This window comes from Flavobacterium phycosphaerae (assembly GCF_010119235.1).
Classification (GTDB): domain Bacteria; phylum Bacteroidota; class Bacteroidia; order Flavobacteriales; family Flavobacteriaceae; genus Flavobacterium; species Flavobacterium phycosphaerae.
On sequence record NZ_JAAATZ010000001.1, the window covers coordinates 724613 to 744952 of the forward strand.

At 38.9% G+C, this 20340-nt stretch carries 19 protein-coding genes; 10 read left to right on the top strand and 9 right to left on the bottom strand.

Going from position 1 to position 20340, the window contains the following annotated elements:
• Positions 1-13 precede the first annotated feature (13 nt).
• The 3 genes from GUU89_RS03175 (at position 14) to GUU89_RS03185 (ending at position 3482) form a co-directional block, all read left to right on the top strand.
• On the top strand, positions 14-1714 hold the full coding sequence (locus GUU89_RS03175) for a T9SS type A sorting domain-containing protein (protein WP_162126564.1): 1701 nt from the start codon (positions 14-16) through the stop codon (positions 1712-1714).
• A gap of 79 nt (positions 1715-1793) precedes the next feature.
• A complete protein-coding gene (locus GUU89_RS03180) occupies positions 1794-2774 on the top strand; it encodes a LuxE/PaaK family acyltransferase (protein ID WP_162126565.1) in 981 nt (326 codons plus the stop codon).
• A gap of 39 nt (positions 2775-2813) precedes the next feature.
• Positions 2814-3482 carry a hypothetical protein gene (locus GUU89_RS03185; RefSeq protein WP_162126566.1) on the top strand — a complete coding sequence of 223 codons (669 nt, stop codon included), beginning with the start codon at positions 2814-2816 and terminating at the stop codon, positions 3480-3482.
• Positions 3483-3509: 27 nt separating this feature from the next.
• Here GUU89_RS03185 and tyrS read toward each other — a convergent pair whose 3' ends face one another.
• Positions 3510-4802, bottom strand: a complete 1293-nt coding sequence (gene tyrS, locus GUU89_RS03190) for a tyrosine--tRNA ligase (protein ID WP_162126567.1) — start codon at positions 4800-4802, stop codon at positions 3510-3512.
• Between the two features lie 227 nt (positions 4803-5029).
• On the opposite strand from tyrS, the gene GUU89_RS03195 reads away from it, so the two are divergent.
• A complete protein-coding gene (locus tag GUU89_RS03195) occupies positions 5030-6028 on the top strand; it encodes an NAD-dependent epimerase/dehydratase family protein (protein WP_162126568.1) in 999 nt (332 codons plus the stop codon).
• On the opposite strand, the gene GUU89_RS03200 is transcribed toward GUU89_RS03195, so the two are convergent.
• From GUU89_RS03200 to GUU89_RS03210, 3 genes are read right to left on the bottom strand one after another with little or no spacing between them, the layout of a single operon-like run.
• Complete coding sequence (locus tag GUU89_RS03200) at positions 6029-6409, bottom strand: DUF4296 domain-containing protein (RefSeq protein WP_162126569.1); 381 nt, start codon at positions 6407-6409, stop codon at positions 6029-6031.
• Between the two features lie 11 nt (positions 6410-6420).
• Entirely contained in the window at positions 6421-7761 is a 1341-nt protein-coding gene (locus GUU89_RS03205; protein WP_162126570.1) for a dihydroorotase, read from the bottom strand.
• A 10-nt stretch (positions 7762-7771) separates the two neighbouring features.
• Positions 7772-8497, bottom strand: coding sequence for a polyprenol monophosphomannose synthase (locus GUU89_RS03210; protein WP_162126571.1), 726 nt, complete (start codon positions 8495-8497; stop codon positions 7772-7774).
• 106 nt (positions 8498-8603) lie between these two features.
• Between GUU89_RS03210 and GUU89_RS03215 the strand changes: the two genes are divergently transcribed.
• Complete coding sequence (locus GUU89_RS03215) at positions 8604-9278, top strand: DUF4271 domain-containing protein (RefSeq protein WP_162126572.1); 675 nt, start codon at positions 8604-8606, stop codon at positions 9276-9278.
• Positions 9279-9288: 10 nt separating this feature from the next.
• The gene (locus GUU89_RS03220; protein WP_162128615.1) at positions 9289-10038 is read left to right on the top strand and encodes a uroporphyrinogen-III synthase; all 750 of its coding nucleotides are present in this window, start codon (positions 9289-9291) and stop codon (positions 10036-10038) included.
• A 77-nt stretch (positions 10039-10115) separates the two neighbouring features.
• Here GUU89_RS03220 and pckA read toward each other — a convergent pair whose 3' ends face one another.
• Positions 10116-11741, bottom strand: coding sequence for a phosphoenolpyruvate carboxykinase (ATP) (gene pckA, locus GUU89_RS03225; protein WP_162126573.1), 1626 nt, complete (start codon positions 11739-11741; stop codon positions 10116-10118).
• 81 nt (positions 11742-11822) lie between these two features.
• Complete coding sequence (locus GUU89_RS03230) at positions 11823-12209, bottom strand: DUF423 domain-containing protein (RefSeq protein ID WP_162126574.1); 387 nt, start codon at positions 12207-12209, stop codon at positions 11823-11825.
• 124 nt (positions 12210-12333) lie between these two features.
• Here GUU89_RS03230 and GUU89_RS03235 point away from each other — a divergent pair, with 124 nt between their 5' ends.
• The 4 genes from GUU89_RS03235 (at position 12334) to GUU89_RS03250 (ending at position 15556) form a co-directional block, all read left to right on the top strand.
• A complete protein-coding gene (locus GUU89_RS03235) occupies positions 12334-13092 on the top strand; it encodes a DUF3108 domain-containing protein (RefSeq protein ID WP_162126575.1) in 759 nt (252 codons plus the stop codon).
• Between the two features lie 12 nt (positions 13093-13104).
• Complete coding sequence (locus tag GUU89_RS03240; protein WP_162126576.1) at positions 13105-13428, top strand: hypothetical protein; 324 nt, start codon at positions 13105-13107, stop codon at positions 13426-13428.
• Between the two features lie 78 nt (positions 13429-13506).
• Positions 13507-14880: a saccharopine dehydrogenase family protein gene (locus tag GUU89_RS03245; RefSeq protein WP_162126577.1), complete on the top strand. Its 1374-nt coding sequence runs from the start codon at positions 13507-13509 to the stop codon at positions 14878-14880.
• A gap of 205 nt (positions 14881-15085) precedes the next feature.
• Positions 15086-15556 carry an Lrp/AsnC family transcriptional regulator gene (locus tag GUU89_RS03250; protein ID WP_162126578.1) on the top strand — a complete coding sequence of 157 codons (471 nt, stop codon included), beginning with the start codon at positions 15086-15088 and terminating at the stop codon, positions 15554-15556.
• 3 nt (positions 15557-15559) lie between these two features.
• Here the strand turns inward: GUU89_RS03250 and GUU89_RS03255 are convergent, their stop codons facing one another.
• The 3 genes from GUU89_RS03255 to leuS form a co-directional block, all read right to left on the bottom strand.
• Positions 15560-16138, bottom strand: coding sequence for an HNH endonuclease (locus tag GUU89_RS03255; protein ID WP_162126579.1), 579 nt, complete (start codon positions 16136-16138; stop codon positions 15560-15562).
• A gap of 172 nt (positions 16139-16310) precedes the next feature.
• On the bottom strand, positions 16311-17006 hold the full coding sequence (locus GUU89_RS03260; protein ID WP_162126580.1) for a zinc metallopeptidase: 696 nt from the start codon (positions 17004-17006) through the stop codon (positions 16311-16313).
• 424 nt (positions 17007-17430) lie between these two features.
• Positions 17431-20256 carry a leucine--tRNA ligase gene (gene leuS / locus GUU89_RS03265; RefSeq protein ID WP_162126581.1) on the bottom strand — a complete coding sequence of 942 codons (2826 nt, stop codon included), beginning with the start codon at positions 20254-20256 and terminating at the stop codon, positions 17431-17433.
• Between the last annotated feature and the right edge of the window lie 84 nt (positions 20257-20340).

Sequence of the window (20340 nt, forward strand, 5' to 3'; positions counted from 1 at the left end):
TAAATTTAAAAAAATGAAAAAAATCTACTCTTTATTACTTTTAGTAATCTCTTCTGTGACTTTTGGACAGACGTTTTACTCTGAAAACATGGGAACCGCAACTGGAACACTTTCTATTGCGCTTAATACGTTTCAGAATTCAAGCCCTATTGTTTATACTGGTGATGCAGATACGAGAGCAACTACTGTTTCAACAGGATATGCTAATGCCTCTGGCGGTCGTAACGTATTTTTCGCTGCAGCCGGTGCAAAGTATTTTCAAATTGACGGTCTGAATACTTCTGCTTATTCTGCTGCTAATTTGCAATTGTCTTTTGGTTACTTAACCACGACTACAACCGCACAAATGACTGTAGAATATTCTACTGATGGAAGCACTTGGAATCCATTAACATTTACAAATAACACAACAACTTCATGGACTTTAGTAACCATTGCCGGCGGGGTTATTCCCGCTTCAGCAACACTTTCTTTGAAATTTACAGGTCCTGTAACTAGTGGTGGTATGAGATTAGATGATGTTAAGTTAAGCAGCGTTTCAGCTTCTTGTACTTTAGCTTTAGGAACAGCAACAACTTTGTGTGATGCTTTTACTACCGGTCTTGATACTTATACAGTAACCATTCCTTACACAGGTGGTGGAAATGCCGCTTACACTGTAACTCCTTCATCAGGAACTGTTGGTGGAGACAACCCTACTACTGTTGCTGCCGGAAACATTACTATTTCTGGTGTTACAGAAGCAACCAACTTTACAGCTACTGTAACAGGAGGAACTTGTAGTTTAAACGCCAGTGCCAATTCACCGGAATGTAAATCAGTTAATCCATTACCATACAGCGAAACTTTCCCTTATGCAGTTGGAGCTTCATTAGGGGTACAACAAAAATGGACTAATGTAAATTCAGGAGATGATATCGTAGGTGCTGCTGGAAGTTTAACCTATCCAGGATTTACTTCATCAGGTAACTCAGTTACATTTGTAGGTTCAGGTATTGACTGTTTTACTCCATTTACAAGCACAACTTCAGGAGCAATCTATGCTTCTTTCATCCTTAACATCTCTGATGTAACTACTTCTCCAACTGGAGAAACTTATTTTGCCGGATTAACAGACCCTGCTAAAGGATATAAAGCAAGACTTTTTTCAAAAGTAACTGCTGGTCAATATCAATTAGGTCTTGACGCTGCTTCTACAACTACTAACTACGATGCTACTTTGAGAAATCCTGGTGATGTTGTATTTGTAGTTATGGGCTATGACTTTACATCAAACACATTAAGTGCATGGATTAACCCTGACTTAGCTACTTTAACAACAGCAACTCCTGCTACATTAACAAATGTTCCTGCTGCTGCAATTACTGATTTAGGAGGTTTTATCTTAAGACAAGATGGTAATACAACTACACCAACTATTATTTTCGACGAATTAAGAGTTGCTGATTCACTTACTACATTATTAGCTGTGGCTCAAAACAACATCTCTGGTTTAAAAGTATACCCTAACCCGGTTTCTAATGGAGTTTTATTCATCGAGACTGCCGTTAATGCAACTAAAACAGTTACTATTTATGACGTATTAGGAAAACAAGTTATAAACACAACTACTGCTGACAACGCTATCAATGTTAGCGCTTTGAATGGTGGTGTTTATGTGGTTAAAATCACAGAAGAAGGTAAAACAGCTACCAAAAAATTGGTTATCAAATAATCAATTTATTAGTATATCAAAAAGCTCTAACGAAAGTTAGGGCTTTTTTATTTTCATTACTTTTGCCAAAAACTATTCGTTGATTCATTCGCAAGACATATTTACCATTTCTTCTCAAAAACAATTTGAAAAAATTGCTCTGAAAACTTTTCGTTATCAATACGAAAATAATTCGGTGTATCGAGAGTTTTGCGATTTTCTGAAAGTAGAAAAGCATACGGTCAAATCGTTAGCACAAATCCCATTCCTACCCATTCAGTTTTTCAAAAGCCATGAAGTGGTTGCTAACCAAGATGTAATTCAGGAAACGTTTACCAGTAGTGGCACCACCGGAATGATTACCAGTAAGCACCTTGTAACCGATATCTCCTTATATGAGCAAAGTTACCAAATAGCATTTTCAACATTTTATGGAAACATAGAAGACTACGCGGTCTTGGCTTTGCTTCCATCCTATTTAGAGCGCACCGGTTCTTCTTTGATTTATATGGTTAAAGATTTAATAGAACTCTCCAATAACGAACACAGCGGCTTTTATTTGCACAACCATGACGAGTTAATTTCGAAACTTATTGAATTGGATAATTCCGGTCAAAATGTAATTCTGATTGGGGTCACCTACGCCTTGTTGGACTTACTAGAAAAACAAAACTTTCAACTCAAGAATACCATTATTATGGAAACCGGCGGAATGAAAGGCAAGCGCAAAGAAATTATCCGCGAAGAATTACACAACATCCTTTGTAAAGGTTTTGGTGTCTCTAGTATTCATTCAGAATATGGCATGACCGAACTGTTATCACAAGCCTACTCTCTGGGCGAAGGTATATTTGAATGTCCGGCATGGATGCAAGTTTTGATACGTGATCCTGAAGACGCCTTAACTTATGTTGACTATGGGAAAACCGGCGGTGTAAACGTGATTGATTTAGCAAATATCAATTCCTGTTCGTTTATTGCTACGCAAGATTTAGGCAAAAAACACTCTAACAATTCTTTCGAAATATTAGGCCGTTTTGATAATTCTGATATACGCGGCTGCAACTTGATGGTATTATAATAAAATCCCATTTTTTGCGTTTCTATTAAAACCTCTGCTTTGAAAAATTTATTCTTTTTACTGTTCTCGATTACTTTTTTCGCTCAGTCAAAACCCATCGAATTAAAAATCGACTCCATTCAAACTACAAATACTGATGACGGCAGAAGAAAATTTGTGTTGTATTACAACATCTCCAACCTGACTGACAAACCAATTTCCTTTGTTTTAAATAATAATACTATCATCCCTATTGGTAGCGGCTCCCTCCGGCCGTTTCCATACTATAAAGTATATGAAAACGAAACTCCTATTGATATTAGCACCCTCTTCACAGGTGACAAAACAATCAGTTATTTCAAAAATGAAGCTGAGCTGAATCGATATCAGGATTCTATAATGGCGAGCATCAAAAACAAAACCTTGGAACAACTGCACCAAGAAAAGAAAGAAACATTCTTGAACAACATTCAAAAAATGGAGCCAAAAGAAACCAAAAATTATGAAGCTGTTTTTGTTTGGGATAAAAATAGATACCACAGAAATGACACCATCGAATACTATCTCGAAGAAAAAGAAAAACATTATATAGAACTCCACATCAATCTAATGACAGAAGAACTATTGATGGATTTTACCAAAGAAGAAATACAAGAAATACTGAAAGACAAACACCTCACCAAAGGCTGGTTTAGCTCCAACAAAGTTGAGCTCAATTTGGGCGAATAAAAAAAGGAACCTTGCGGCTCCTTTCTATTATATTACTTTGATTAAATAGTAATTCTTCTTTCCTTTTTGCAACATCACAAACTGATTGTTGATTAAGTCTTTTTCTGTTATCAAATAATCCGCCGTCACTTTTTCTTTATTAAGTGAAATCGAATTTTGCTGCAACTCTCGACGCGCATCACTATTCGAAGCTAGGAAGTTAGTCTTAGCCGAAAGCGCCGCTATCATATCCAACCCATTTTCTATATCTGCCTTTGCAACCTCAGCCTGCGGAACCCCTTCAAAAACTTCTAAAAAAGTCTTAGTATCCAGTTTTTTCAAATCCTCCATCGTTGGACTAAAAAAAGCTCCCGAAGCAAAAACCGCTTTCTCCAATTCTTCTCTTCCATGAACAAACGTAGTTACTTCTTCGGCTAATCTTTTCTGCAACACCCGCAAATGAGGTGCCGTTTGATGCTCTGTTATCAAAGCATCAATCGTATTTTGATCCAAGAACGTAAAAATCTTAATGTACTTTTCCGCATCTACATCCGTGGTATTCAACCAAAATTGGTAAAACTTATAAACCGAAGTCTTATCCGCTGTCAACCAAACATTACCGCCTTCTGACTTCCCAAACTTAGACCCATCAGCTTTGGTAATTAATGGACAAGTCATCGCAAAAGCCTTGGCACCTTCTCCATTCATTCTTCGCACCAATTCGGTTCCGGTGGTAATATTCCCCCACTGATCAGAGCCGCCCATTTGCAACAAACAGTTGTGTGCTTTATACAAATGGTGAAAATCGTATCCTTGAATTAATTGATATGTAAACTCGGTAAAACTCATTCCTTCGCCTTCTGCACTCAATCTTTTCTTCACCGAATCTTTCGCCATCATGTAGTTTACAGTAATTCTTTTCCCCACATCACGAGCAAAATTGATAAACGAAAAGTCCTTCATCCAATCGTAATTGTTTACCAAAATCGGAGCATTGGCAGCAGTCGAATTAAAGTCTAAAAAACGAGATAGAACCGCTTTGATTCCCGCCACATTTTTCTCCAAAGTAGCCTCATCCAAAAGATTTCTCTCATCCGATTTCCCCGAAGGATCCCCAATCATACCGGTAGCTCCACCCACTAAAGCAATAGGCTTGTGACCAAACTTTTCTAAATGAACCAACAAAATAATCGGCACCAAACTCCCAATATGCAACGAATCACTCGTAGGGTCAAACCCAATATACGTCGTGGTCATCTCCTTTAAAAGTTGCTCCTCCGTTCCGGGCATAATATCGTGAACCAAGCCACGCCATTGCAATTCTGCTACTAAATTCTTCATTTTGAAATCTGTTTTCTGGTGTGCGCAAAGATAAACAGAATTAGGAATTAGGTTTAAGGATTTAAGATTTTTTGAAGCGAATGGCTTGGGATTTATCAGTTATCCCTATTCCTGCTATCCGCGCTACACGGTAGCCGCTCCTATCAGGGCTAAAAAAGAATCGTTTCGCCCACTTGAAAACATAAAATAATTCCTAATTCGTAATTCGTAATTCGTAAATTCGCACTATGATATTAGTCACCGGCGGTACAGGTTTAGTAGGAGCACATTTACTGTTACATTTAGCAGAAAATGAAGTAGATGTTCGTGCCATTTATCGCCAAGCCTATACGATTAAAAGAACGATGGACCTGTTTTCATTGTATCAAAAAGACCATTTATTCCCTAAAATTGAATGGATTAAGGCTGACATCACCGACATTCCTTCGCTCGAAATTGCTTTTGAAGAAATCTATTATGTTTACCATTGTGCGGCATTGATTTCGTATGACCCCAAAGATGAACATAAGTTGCGAAAAACAAACATCGAAGGCACAGCCAATATTGTTAATCTTTGTTTAGCACACAACATCGAGAAACTTTGTTATGTAAGTTCAATAGCGGCCTTGGGTGATTTAGCGGCCCACGAAAAACAAATTACCGAGGAAACCGAATGGAATCCGGAAGCACCTCACAGTGATTATGCTATTTCAAAATATGGTGCCGAAATGGAAATTTGGCGTGCCAAACAGGAAGGTTTAGATGTGGTTATTGTAAACCCGGGTGTAATTTTTGGTGCCGGTTTTTGGGAGCAAGGAAGCGGAAAATTCTTTACTGAAGTAAAAAAAGGATTTCCGTTCTACACTACAGGAACCACAGCCTTTGTAAGTGTTACCGATGTGGTAAAAATCATGATGCGCTTAATGAATAGTATAGTGACCGGAGAACGATATACAGTCGTGGCCGAAAACCTTACCTTTCAAAAAGTAATTTTTACCATAGCCGAAAATTTAAACGTAAAAAAACCAAAAAGAGAAGCCAAACCCTGGATGCTGGCCCTTGCCTGGCGTTTTGACTGGCTGACTTCAACGTTTTTCAACACCAAAAGAAAATTATCAAAATACAGCGCCAACGCTTTAAGTTCATCGAATTCCATCTCCAACGATAAAATAAAAAATGCCTTGAATTATGAATTTCAAAGCATCGATTCGGTTATAAAAGAAGTGATTCAGTTACAAGAAAAATAGCTACTGCACTTGAGGAATATCCGGATTAGAGGGAATAATTTCACCGTTAGCGCTATTCCCCAGTTTTTTATTTTGCTCGTCTAACTTTGCCTTCACTTTTTCAAATATTTTTTTATACTCTTCAACATCAGAAGCATAATATTTATTGCTTTGAGCTAATTGAACACTGTCAATCTTATATTTTTTGTAGATATACTCATTCGCATTTTTGTTGCTGATGCCTCCTCCAATGTGCTGCGTTTTGATAGCTTCCAACAAAGACAAGTCATATAATACGTCAACCATTTTATCTTTATCAATAAGATTTTTAGGCTTCTCAACCCCATTACTGCAACTGAGGAGCGAAAACAACAAACAAACCATGACCAGACTTCTTTTCATCTTTCTATTTTTTATCTGTCAAAAAGCAAACGCTTTCCAACCGGAGTTTCTTTTACTTTAAAATTTTGATACACCAATTCCCCATTAACAAAAGTATGCGTAATTCTGGATTTAAAATTATAGCCTTCAAAGGGTGACCAACCACACTTGTACAGTATGTTTTCTTTCTTCACATTCCAAGGCAAACCGGTGTTAACAATGACCAAATCAGCGTAAAATCCTTCTTTGATGAAACCGCGTTTTTCAATTTTGAAAATCTTAGCCGGGTTGTGACACATTTTTTCTACTATCTTCTCAATCGAAATTTTTCCCTGATGATGGGCTTCAAACATAGCCACAACAGCATGTTGCACTAAAGGTCCGCCCGATGGTGCTTTCAAATAGGATTGTTGTTTTTCTTCTAATGTATGTGGAGCATGGTCAGTAGCAATAACATCAATTAGGTCATCAAGTAAAGCTTCCCAAAGAGCATTTCGGTCGTTGGCTGATTTCACTGCCGGATTCCATTTAATAAAATTGCCTTTGGTTTTATAATCTTCATCCGAAAACCAAAGATGGTGTACACAAACTTCGGCCGTAATTTGCTTTTCTTCTAACGGAATTTTATTGGTAAACAATTCCATTTCTTTCGCAGTTGAAAGATGAAAAACATGCAATCGGGCTCCCGTTTTTTGGGCCAGTGCAATCGCTTTTGAGGAAGACAAATAACAGGCTTCTTCACTTCGAATCAAAGGATGGTATTCGACCGGAATGTCATCGCCAAACTGTACTTTGTATTTTTCTAAATTAGTTTTTATCGTTGCTTCATCTTCACAATGCACTGCAATCAGCATTTTGGTAGATGAAAATATTTTCTCCAAAACTTCCTGATTATCCACCAACATATTCCCCGTTGACGAACCGAGAAATAATTTAATTCCGGCTACATTTTTAGGATTGGTTTTCAGCACTTCCTCCAAATTATCATTGGTACCGCCCATCATAAACGAGTAATTCGCATACGACGTCTTAGCTGCAATTTGATATTTTTCTTCCAGCAGCTCCTGAGTAACGGCATTTGGTACGGTGTTGGGTTGTTCAATAAAAGAAGTAATTCCTCCGGCAACTGCGGCCCTGCTTTCAGAAGCGATATCGCCTTTGTGCGTTAAACCGGGTTCACGAAAATGGACTTGGTCATCAATAGCTCCCGGAATTAAGTAGCTTCCTTCGGCATCAATAATTTTACAATTGGGTGATTTGGGACTTATACTTTCAGCAATTTCGACTATAAATTCGTTTTCAATCAAAACATCGCCTTCAAAAATAGTTCCTTCATTTACAATTTTGGCATTCTTAATTAAAACGGTATTCATTGGTAGCTGTTTATAATCGATTTAAAAACTTTCTGAACCGCAAGGAGATGACTCCAAATACGGCTTCCTTAATTATGGCGCCACTCATTTTAGATTGTCCTTTGGTTCTGTCGGTAAAGATGACCGGGACTTCCTGTATGTTGAAATTTTTGGCAAAAGCTCTGTATTTCATCTCTATCTGAAACGCATAGCCGATGAATTTTATTCGGTCTAAATTTATTTTTTCCAAGACTTCTCGGCGGTAACAAATAAATCCGGCGGTGGCATCCATGATTTTCATACCGGTAATCATTCGCACATAGACCGAAGCAAAATAAGACAGCAAAACCCTGCTCAATGGCCAATTCACTACGTTTACTCCGGTAACATAACGGGAACCGATAGTTAAATCCGCTCCGTTTTTGGCACAACAATCATAGAGCTTTTCCAAGTCGTTTGGATTATGAGAGAAATCAGCATCCATTTCAAAAATATACTGATATCCGTGCTTCAAAGCCCATTTAAATCCGTGCACATAGGCAGTTCCTAAACCTGATTTCTTCTTTCTGACGGATAAAAATAATTGTCCCCCAAATTCGCGTTGCAATGCTATGACTTTTTCTGCCGTTTTATCAGGAGAATTATCATCAACTACTAAAACATGAAAAGGTTTTTGCAATGAAAAAACAGCCCGAAGGATACTTTCGATATTTTCAATTTCGTTGTAGGTAGGAATAATTACAATGCCGTCGCTCATAAAATGGTGTCAAACTTCGTTGCAAAAATAAACTTTTTATCACTCTACTATCTTAATAATTTTATAATAATTTAACAAATAAAAAATTAGTAATTTTGTCGGGATTATGATAGAAACTGTTTTACAGCCGAGAGTTTTGGAACCCAAAGATTGGGCCACTTATCTATTCCTTTTTTCATTCGTTTTGATAGCCATTACCAAGACAGCATTTGAAACGAGGTTCAATGATTTTCTCAGGATTTTGGTTTCGGACAAATACATCAAAGTATACAAAGACACGTCGCATTTGATGAGTGGTTTTACCATTTTGCTCTTTATTGTTCAGGTCATTTCTTTTTCCTTTTTTATCCAATTAGTCCTCAGTCATTTTGGTTATGTTGCTAAAACAGACTGGATTCTCTTCCTTAGAATTTTCACCTTTTTCGGCATCTTTGTTTTATCCAAATTCCTGATTGAGAAGATTATTGCCGCTACCTTTAATATTGAAGAATTTACCGAGCAATTCAATTTACAGAAAGTAAGTTATCGAACCTTTATCGGCTTATTGTTGCTTCCGGTAAACATCTACTTGTTTTATAACAATTCTCTATCAAATGTTTTCATTATTTGCACAATCGCTGTGATTTTGGCAATTAATTTATATACTTACTTGATTTCGCTGAAGATTTATCAAAACTTATTCATCGGTAAGTTGTTTTATTTTATTTTGTATCTTTGCGCACTCGAAATAGCGCCCTACTATTTTATATATTATTTGATTACAAAAAATTTAGCACATTAAAATGTCAAATTTGAAAGTGAAAACAATTTTGGTGTCACAGCCAGAACCCAAGGTCGAAAATTCACCTTATTTTGAATTGCAGCAAAAACACAAGGTAAAAATTGATTTCCGATCATTTATACATGTCGAAGGTGTAAGCGCAAAAGATGTCAGAGCTCAAAAAATTGACTTGAATAATTTCACGGCGATTATTTTGACTAGCAGAAACTCTGTCGACCATTTTTTCAGAGTAGCTGAAGAAATGCGCTATAAGGTTCCCGAAGACTTGAAGTATTTTTGTCAGTCAGAAGCGATTGCTTTTTACTTGCAGAAGTATGTAGTTTACCGAAAACGCAAAATCTATGTGGGTCAGAAAGACTTTGTTGATTTATCTCCGCTAATTAAAAAATACAAAGAAGAGAAATTCTTGTTACCGGCTTCGGATCAGTTAAACTATGACGTGCCTCAAACATTGAACAACCTAAAAGTGGATTGGACGCAGGCAACTTTTTACAAAACCGTAATGAGCGACCTGTCTGATTTAGCCGATGTGTATTATGATGTTTTGGCTTTCTTCAGTCCAACCGGAATTAAATCGTTATTCAAAAACTTCCCTGACTTCCAACAAAACAATACTCGTATTGCCGTTTTTGGAAGCACTACACAAAAAGAAGCTTTGGAACACGGATTGCGAATTGACATTTTGGCTCCAACACCGGAAACACCCTCTATGACCATGGCCTTGGAACGATACATTGCCGACGCCAACAAAGGAAAATAAACAGTTACTTTACTCTAAATAAAAAAAAGCCATTCATAATTTGAATGGCTTTTTTCTTTGGTTAGCTTGGTTATTTATTATAATTGCGGTCCTGCTTTTACTAAGCTTTGACCTTCGGCATTATCTGTATATTGTGCAAAATTCTTAATAAAACGAGAAGCTAAATCTTCTGCTTTGCCATTCCAGTCAGCAACATTTTCATAAGTATCTCTTGGGTCTAAAATAGCCGAATTGACATCGTGTAATGCTGTTGGGATGGTTAGGTTAAATACCGGAACTGTTTTTGTTCCCGCTTTTTCAATCGAACCATCTAAAATAGCATCAATAATAGCACGAGTATCTTTAATTGAAATACGTTTTCCGGTTCCGTTCCAACCTGTGTTTACCATATAAGCGGTAGCGTTGTGTTGTTCCATTTTCTTCACTAACTCTTCACCATATTTTGTAGGGTGCAATGACAAAAATGCTTTTCCGAAACACGCTGAGAAAGTTGGCTCAGGCTGTGTAACCCCTCTTTCCGTTCCGGCTAATTTTGCCGTAAATCCTGAAAGGAAATAATATTTGGTTTGCTCCGGAGTTAGTTTTGACACCGGCGGCATTACTCCAAAAGCATCTGCCGTTAAGAAGATTACTTTAGTAGCATGTCCCGCTTTGGAAACCGGCTTTACAATATTGTGAATATGATAAATCGGATAAGAAACTCGGGTGTTTTGAGTAACCGAACCATCTTTAAAATCGATTACACCCTCTGCATCAACCGTTACATTTTCTAATAACGCATCTCTTTTGATAGCAGCATAAATATCCGGTTCGTTTTCTTTGCTTAAGTCAATGGTTTTAGCATAACAACCTCCTTCAAAATTGAATACTCCTTCATCATCCCAACCGTGCTCATCGTCACCGATTAATTCACGTTTAGGATCAGTAGATAAAGTAGTTTTTCCTGTTCCTGACAAACCAAAGAACACGGCAACATCGCCATCTTTCCCTTTATTGGCCGAACAGTGCATAGAGGCAATTCCTTGTAATGGCAAATAGTAGTTCATCATCGAGAACATTCCTTTTTTCATTTCGCCACCGTACCAAGTACCGCCAATCAACTGCATTTTTTCAGTTAAGTTAAAAGCAATGTAAACATCCGAATTCAATCCGTGTGCTTCGTAATCTTTGAAAGAAGTTTTAGAACCATTCATTACAATAAAATCTGGTTCTCCAAAATTCTCCAATTCCGCTTCGGTTGGACGAATGAACATATTGGTTACAAAATGCGCTTGCCAAGCTACTTCCATAATGAAACGTACTTTTAATCTCGTATTTTCATTAGCTCCGCAAAAAGCATCAACTACATATAATTTCTTTCCGGTTAATTGAGAAAGTGTAGTTTCTTTTAAGGCTTCCCAAGTATTTTGAGTAATCGGTTTATTGTCGTTTACGGCTTTATCCGATGTCCACCAAATAGTATTTTCAGTAACGTTGTCTTTAACAATATACTTATCTTTTGGTGATCTACCGGTAAAAACTCCTGTCATTACATTCACCGCTCCCAATTCAGAAAGCTGGCCTTTTTCATAGCCTACTAAACTTGGGGTTAATTCATCATTGTATAACTTTTCAAAGGAAGGATTGTGGATAATTTCGGTAACGTTTTTGATTCCGTATTTTTCTAACGAAATCGATTTCGTAATTTGAGCGTAGTTCTCCATAGAAATTAGTTTGTGTTGTTTTATTAATCAGGCTACAAAGGTAAAAATTAAATTATAGAAACTATTTTTTTGTTGAAAATATTATTGCTTCTTTTTGGCAAAACTCCAAAACAAAAACGCCCAAGCCCCTATTAATAAAGCACCGCCAATAGGTGTTATAATTCCGATAGGTTTAAAGTTGACATGGGTTAGCGATTGGGTGGCTAACAAATAAATCGAACCCGAGAAGAAAAATACTCCAAAAACCACAAGTTGAAATAGTGTTTTTTTGGCTTTGTCAGCCAGAAAAGAGTTCCCGCCTAAAAACAGCAAAAACAAAGCATGATACAATTGGTATTTAACGCCCGTTTCAAAAGTACCCAACTGCTCAATGGTCAAATATTTTTTCAACGCATGAGCGCCAAACGCACCCAAAATTATTGCTGTCATTCCCATCAAAGCAGCAACGCTTGTCATTTTTCTTTCCATGGTTCTATTTCTATACTAAAACACAAATTTATCCGTTATCTACTCATCCGAAAGAAAATTTCGCTTTTCTTTTAGAAATTTAACAGTTTTAAATATTTTATATTTGCACCTTCAAATAAGCAACATGAAAAAAATACTTTTTATCCTTTGTACTGTTTTCTTGGTGAACTCCTTCACCGCAAATAGTCAAGCCATAAAATCAGGAGAAAAACTGGTTTTTGCCGGCTCTTATAATATGAGTGGATTGATGACACAATTAGCACAGGTAACCATGAGTACCGAAACGTTGTCTACCGCCAAAAACTCCTACCTGCATCTGAGTTGTGAATTATCAACCTACAGCAAATGGGATTCTTTTTTTAAAATAAGAGACATTTATGAGTCGTATGTAAATCCGCAAACGCTGAAACCAAGCTTATACAAAAGAAGCATAGACGAAGGCGGTTGGACCAAAAAAGAGAAATACGCTTTCAAAGGCAACACCGTAAACAGTACCGCTAAAAAAAGAAACAAGCCAGAAACCCATAAAACCTTTACCATTGGAGCCGCTACTCAAGATGTGATTTCCATGTTTTACAAAGTAAGAACCGTAGATTTCAGCAAATTCAAAGAAGGACAAACACAAACCTTAATGATTGTTTTTGATGAAAAACAAATTCCGGTAACTCTAAAATATATGGGAAAAGAAACGGTAAACGCCGGGAATTTAGGCAAAAAAGAATGCTACAAAATTTCTATTGGTGCCCGAACCGATGCTTTGCGCGGTAAAGACAAAAATTTGTTTTGGCTCACTGCCGATGACAAAAAAATCCCGACTTTACTAAAATTCAGTATTCCTGTCGGAACCGGACAACTGGCACTAACCTCAGCCAGCGGCATTTAATTTGAGTACATTATGAGAAAACTGTTTTTAATTTTAGCTTGCGTTTTAACGGTCTTTGCCCTACTGCTAACTGTTTTGCCTTTTGACACTTTGGCTTTTTTACCTATTGGTTTAGCTATAGCCTTTAGTTTGCTGCTGTTGAAAAAATCAAATGACCAACAAAAAAAACTCCCTAAAATTCTATTAACTATTAGTGTTCTCTGCTCTGTTTTTGTGTTGGGCAAGACACTGCTGATAAAAGACGAAGTCGCCCAAGACACCCAATTCGAAAAAGAAAAAATCGAGACCAAGGTAGAAGCCAAAAAAGAACTCGAAGAAATAGAAGGTTTAGAATAATTCACTAAAATGCGCACCGGAAACGATGCGCTTTTTTGTTTCAAATTCATACATTTGTTGCCTAGAATAAACAAACGCATGAGAAACATTTTAATCATAGGAGCCGGGCGCTCCGCATCTTCCCTAATAAAGCATCTTTTAAGAAAATCAACTCAAGAGAACTTAAACATAACCATTGGCGATTTGTCCATCGAATTAGCCAAAAGAAAAACATACAACCATCCTAACGCCACCCCAATTGCTTTAGACATCAATAATGTTGAACAACGTCAAGCCGAAATTCAAAAAGCGGATATCGTAATTTCCATGTTGCCGGCCTACATGCACATTGAAGTGGCCAAAGACTGTATAACCTTCAAAAAAAATATGGTTACAGCTTCTTATATTTCAGATGAAATGCAAAGTTTGGATGAAGCGGTAAAAGCAAACGGACTTATTTTTATGAATGAAGTCGGACTCGACCCGGGCATTGACCACATGAGTGCCATGAAAGTGATTGACGAAATTCACGCCAAAGGCGGTAAAATGATTTTATTCGAGTCGTTTTGCGGCGGTTTGATTGCTCCGGAATCTGATGATAATCTTTGGAATTACAAATTTACCTGGGCTCCCCGAAATGTGGTATTAGCCGGTCAAGGCGGTGCTGCAAAATTCATACAAGAAGGCAAATACAAATATATTCCTTACCACAAATTATTCCGCAGAACGGAGTTCTTTCATGTTGAAGGTTACGGAAAATTTGAAGGCTATGCCAACCGCGATTCATTAAAATACAGAAGCATTTACGGCTTAGATGACATCCTGACGTTGTACCGAGGAACCATCCGAAGAGTTGGTTTTTCTAAAGCTTGGAACATGTTTGTACAATTGGGCATGACTGATGATTCTTATGTAATGGAGAATTCAGACACCATGAGCTACCGCGATTTCATCAATTCCTTTTTACCGTTTCACGCCTCTGACTCGGTCGAATTAAAAACCCGTATGGCCTTGGGCATTGAACAAGACGACATCATGTGGGACAAATTAATGGAACTCGACATCTTTAACGCCAAGAAAATAGTTGGCCTCAAAAACGCCACACCCGCACAAATATTAGAACGCATCTTAAACGACAGCTGGACCTTACAACCGGATGACAAAGACATGATTGTAATGTACCACAAGTTTGGCTACGAACTCAATGGCGAGCGCAAGCAAATCGATTCTAAAATGGTGTGCATTGGTGATGACCAAATTTATACCGCAATGGCCAAAACTGTAGGATTACCGGTGGCTATGGCTACCTTACACATCCTGAACGGCGACATTAAAACCCCGGGTGTGCAATTGCCTATCAAAAAAGAAGTATACGAACCTATTTTAAATGAATTGGCCGCCCACGGTATCGTTTTCAATGAAATCGAAATGCCTTATGTGGGATATAACCCTGATAAGTTGATGGGCAATTAATTGCTTCAGGAGCGAAAGGCTTGGGCTTGTTTGGAAACCATTTTCCCGCTGTCCGCTCTACAAGGTGCCGCTCCCATCGGGGCTAGAAGAAAATCCATTTGCCCTTCAGTAAACGACTATAAAAAAACCGAAATCCTAATCGATTTCGGTTTTTTGTTTATAGATAAGAAGTAAATCGCTATTTTTACTTTCAAATATTCTGATTATGAAAATAAACCAGTTACAAATAGAGATAGATGGTATCGACAAAGAAATCCTCCGCGACCTTATGGAAGATGCTCGAAAACCTATTCTACAAATTGCCAATAAAATTGGGGTTTCAGGAGCAGCCATTCACCAACGCCTCCGAAAACTCGAAGAAGCCGGCGTAATTTCGGGCTCTAAGTTTACCGTAAACAACAAAGTCCTGGGGTATCGAACCATGGCTTTCATAGGCATCTACCTGGAGAAAGCCGCCAGCAACTCAGAAGCTGTAAGAGAATTAAAAAAAATTCCGGAAGTGCTGGAATGCCATTACACTACCGGAAATTGGAGTATCCTTATCAAAATTATTTGCCGCGATAACGAGCACTTAATGCAGTTACTCAACAAAAAAATACAGCCTATCGAAGGGGTATCGCGTACCGAAACCTTTATTTCTCTCGAACAACAATTAGAACGACAAATTCAATTATAGCGACTATACCTTAATATGCCCCCAATTCTCGCCGCTCTTAATACGGTGTACCTGCATTTCGCTTATCCCAAATTGCTTGGCTATCATTTTAATGCGAGTCTTTCTTTCAGGGTTATTCAGCATTTTTTTCAGGCGGATGACACTGGTAGAAGTTAGTTTTTTACCGTCAGCTTTGATGTTGTGTTCTACCAGCTTGCGTTTGGATTCAATTACATGGGGACTCTTTTTATGGTGTGCCATCATTTCCTCCCGGGTTACCCATCGCAAGTTTTGAACGGTATCGTTGTTGCGAACATAGTCTAAATGAATCACATGCTTTTGGTCTTCGGAGGTTCTCGGAATAAATAATTCCGCTACCAGTTTGTAAATAAAAAGCGTCTTGTAGACTCTTTTTTTGTTTACCGTTTTCCCGTAACGAAAAATCTTGTAGCCGTCAGCCAAAGAGCCTTTTAACTCATTCCCGTCTCTAAATTCATTGGTAAAACTAATCAGTCTTCCTCTGTTGGAAACCGCGTACCTGTATTTCATGACGATATCGGTTTCGATTTCCCGAAATTCTTCATTTCCGTAAAGTCTTATCATTATTGTGGTATTTTATGATGCTCGAATCTACAAAAAAAATATTGCAAAAGCTCAAGTTTTACAAGCTTTAACGCCATATTCACCTTATAGCACGAAAAGGTTTACTAAACCAGCCCTTATAGCCAATTGAAACTATAAAAAAACCGCTACACTGGTAACGGTTTCTTGTTTTTTATCTTCGGTCGCCAAACACTTGCAACGCCCAATACAAGAGCGAAGCCAAAGCCCCGATAGCAGCCACTACATAAGTACGAGCGGCCCATTTCAAAGCATCCTCGGCACCGGCATATTCTTGTTGGCTCAGCATGTTTTTATTTTTTAACCAAGCCAAAGCCCGGTTGCTGGCGTCATATTCTACCGGCAGGGTAATGAAACTGAAAGCGGTGGCAATGGCCATCAAAATCAAACCGGCTACGGCTATATAAAACCCAAAACCAATGTGAGCAGCGGCCCCCAAAATCAATCCACCAAAAATTAACCATTGCGATAAGGAGGAGGATATGTTAACCAAAGGCACCAACTGGGAGCGCAATTGCAGCATATTATAAGCTTGGGCGTGTTGCACGGCATGACCGCATTCGTGAGCCGCCACGGCAGCCGCCGCCGCATTTCGTTGATTGTATACCGCTTCACTAAGGTTGACCGTTTTGTCGGCAGGGTTGTAATGATCGGTTAATTGGCCTTCAACCGAGATGACTTTGACATCATAAATACCGTTGTCGTGTAACATTTGAGTGGCAATTTCGGCACCACTTAGGCCGTTGCGCAGGCTAATGTGTGAGTACTCCTCAAATTTGCTCTTTAGTTTTGAGCTAACCGCAAAGCTTACCAAAGCTATAAGTCCGATTAATAAATAGTATCCTAACATGATTTTTTATTTTTTGTTTCTTAGGGTGCATCAAATTGCAAGCCAAACCTAAACGGGTGACAGCTTGTCATTTGGCCCCAAAAACCATTCGGAAAGGGGATTTTTCCGCTCAGCAATTTTAAACGCATCGACAGCAACCGTAAAAGCACCGTCCGAAGCTTAAAATCAATTGTCCGAAGCTCAATCTTAACCGTCCGTAACCTCTGCTAAAGGCTCCGAAGCCTCAGCTAAACCCTCAGTAGCTTAAGTTAAACGTTCAGTAGCTTAGTCCTAGGCGACGGAAACCGCATCTGAAAGGCTAATCGGTTCAAATGAACCGATTGCTGCTTTAAAAAACCATTTTGGGGGCGTTGCGGTGGGGTGGGAAATAAAAAATCCCAAACTCTTTTGAAGTTCGGGATTGTTGTTATTTAGGTCAAATTATTTATCCTACCAAGTTAATCACTTTGCCCGGTACGATGATGACTTTATTCGGGGTTCTGCCTTCCAATTGCTTGATGGTGCGCTCGTCGGCCAATACAATTTCCTGTATTTGCGCTACGGTTAAATCCAACGGCAATTTGATGGTGAAACGCATTTTACCGTTAAACGAAACCGGGTATTCTTTTTCCGATTCGACCAAGTATTTTTCTTCACAAATAGGGAACGCCACGGTTGAAATTGACACTTGGTGTCCTAATTGTGCCCAAAGTTCCTCAGCGATATGCGGGGCATAAGGCGAAATGACCACGGCCAAAGGTTCAAGGATTTTACGGTGGTTGCATTTTTGCGAAGCCAATTCGTTTACACAAATCATAAACTGCGACACCGAAGTATTGAACGAGAAATTCTCGATATCCTCGGTCACTTTTTTGATGGTTTTGTGTAGGGTTTTGTACATATCAGCCGTTGGCTCGTCGTTGGTCACGATTAGTCCGTTGTCGTCAAAATACAAGCGCCATAACTTTTTCAGGAAGCCCGACACTCCGGTAATTCCGGCGGTGTTCCAAGGTTTGGCCTGCTCTAACGGACCCAAGAACATTTCGTATAAACGCAACGTATCGGCACCATAATCGTTACAGATGTCATCTGGATTAACGACATTGTACCAACGTTTAGACATCTTCTCAACTTCACGACCTACAATGTATTTACCATTTTCTAAAATAAATTCTGCATTTTTAAATTCTGGCAACCACTCTCTTAATTTATTTAAATCAATCTCATCAGAAGCATTTACAATATTTACATCAACTCTCAATTCTTCTGTTTCATAATCTTTTTTAAGATTTTTAGAAACGTATTTATTTGTCCCAGATATTCTGTAAACAATCGCACTCATCCCTAAAATCATCCCTTGGTTAATCAACTTTTTGAATGGTTCTTCGGTTGGGGCGTAGCCTTTGTCTTTTAAGAATTTGTTCCAAAAACGGGAGTACAATAAGTGCCCGGTAGCGTGTTCGCTTCCACCAATATACAAGTCTACGTTTTCCCAGTATTTCAGGGCATCTGCCGAGGCAAATTCGCCTTCGTTTTGCGCATCCATATAACGCATCCAATACCACGAGCTACCTGCCCAACCCGGCATGGTGTTGAGCTCTAACGGGAATACCGTTTCGTGGTCAATAGTGTCATTCTCTACAACTTTATTTTCAACGGTTGACCAAGCCCATTTGGTGGAGTTTCCTAATGGCGGCTGCCCGTCTTCAGTAGGTAAATATTTTTCTACTTCAGGAAGAACAATTGGCAAATGTTCTGCGGCAATCATCTGTGGCAAGCCGTTTACATAGTATACCGGGAACGGTTCGCCCCAATAGCGTTGACGGGAGAACACCGCATCGCGCAAACGATAGTTGGTTTTGCCTTTGCCTTGGTGAATTCGTTCTAATTCGGCTATAATTTTTTTCGTGCCTTCTTTATAGCCTAATCCGTTTAAGAAATCAGAGTTTACCAACTCAAATCCGTCTTTAGCAGCATAGGCTTCTTGTGAAATATCTTGATTGAAAATGTTTTTGATTTCAGGCATGCCGTTTTGTCCTTTAAAGAAATTAGCAAACGCATAATCTCTTTCGTCGCCACACGGTACGGCCATAACGGCTCCGGTTCCGTAACCCGCCAATACATAATCGCCTATCCAAACCGGAATAAGGTCATGAGTAAAAGGATGTATGGCATACGCCCCTGTGAATACTCCGGAAATGGTTTTCACATCAGCCATACGCTCTCTTTCGGAACGTTTGGCGGTAGCTTCTATATAGGCATCAACCGCTTCTTTTTGCTCGGGTGTAGTGATTTCAGCTACCAATTCGTGCTCAGGAGCCAAGGTCATAAACGTTACTCCGAATATCGTGTCGGGACGAGTGGTGAAAACTGAAATGTTGGATGTTGAATGTTGAATGTTGAATCGAACTTCGGCACCAATGCTTTTTCCAATCCAGTTTCTTTGTGATTCTTTGATGGATTCGCTCCAGTCGATGGTTTCTAAGCCTTGCAATAATCTTTCGGCATAGGCAGAAATGCGCATCGACCATTGGGTCATTTTTTTGCGAATCACCGGATGCCCGCCGCGTTCGGAAACGCCGTTTACAATTTCGTCGTTCGCCAAAACAGTTCCTAATGCCGGACACCAGTTGACTTCGGTTTCGGCCAAATAGGTTAAGCGGTATTGCAATAGTATTTGTTGTTTTTTCTCTTCGGAATAGGAATTCCAATCGGAAGGGAAAAAGATTTCAGTATTGTCATCACAAACAGCATGAATGGTAGCATTACCGGCTTTTTCAAAAATGGCTACCAACTCAGAGATGTCTTCCGCTTTATCGGTGGCTAAGTTGTACCACGAGTTGAAGAGTTGAATGAAAATCCATTGCGTGTGTTTGTAATAATCGGGGTTGGAAGTGCGTACTTCACGGCTCCAATCGAATGAGAACCCGATTTTATCCAATTGCTCACGGTAGCGGGCAATGTTTTCGCGGGTGGTTTTCTCAGGATGTTGCCCCGTTTGAATAGCATATTGTTCCGCCGGTAAACCGAAAGAATCATACCCTTGCGGATGCAACACATTAAAACCTTTGTGACGTTTGAAACGTGCCACGATATCGGAAGCGATATAGCCCAGCGGATGCCCAACGTGCAGACCCGCTCCCGAAGGATAAGGAAACATGTCGAGGACATAGTACTTAGGTTTATCAGAATTATTACTGGCGGCAAAGGTTTGGTTTTGTGCCCAATACTGTTGCCATTTGGCTTCGATTTGTTCGTGGAAATATTTCATTACTCGCTTTTATTGCTTTTCAATGGTGTAATGCTGTTGCTTACGCTCAAGTCATTCGTCGTTTATACTGTTTTTATTGGTCGA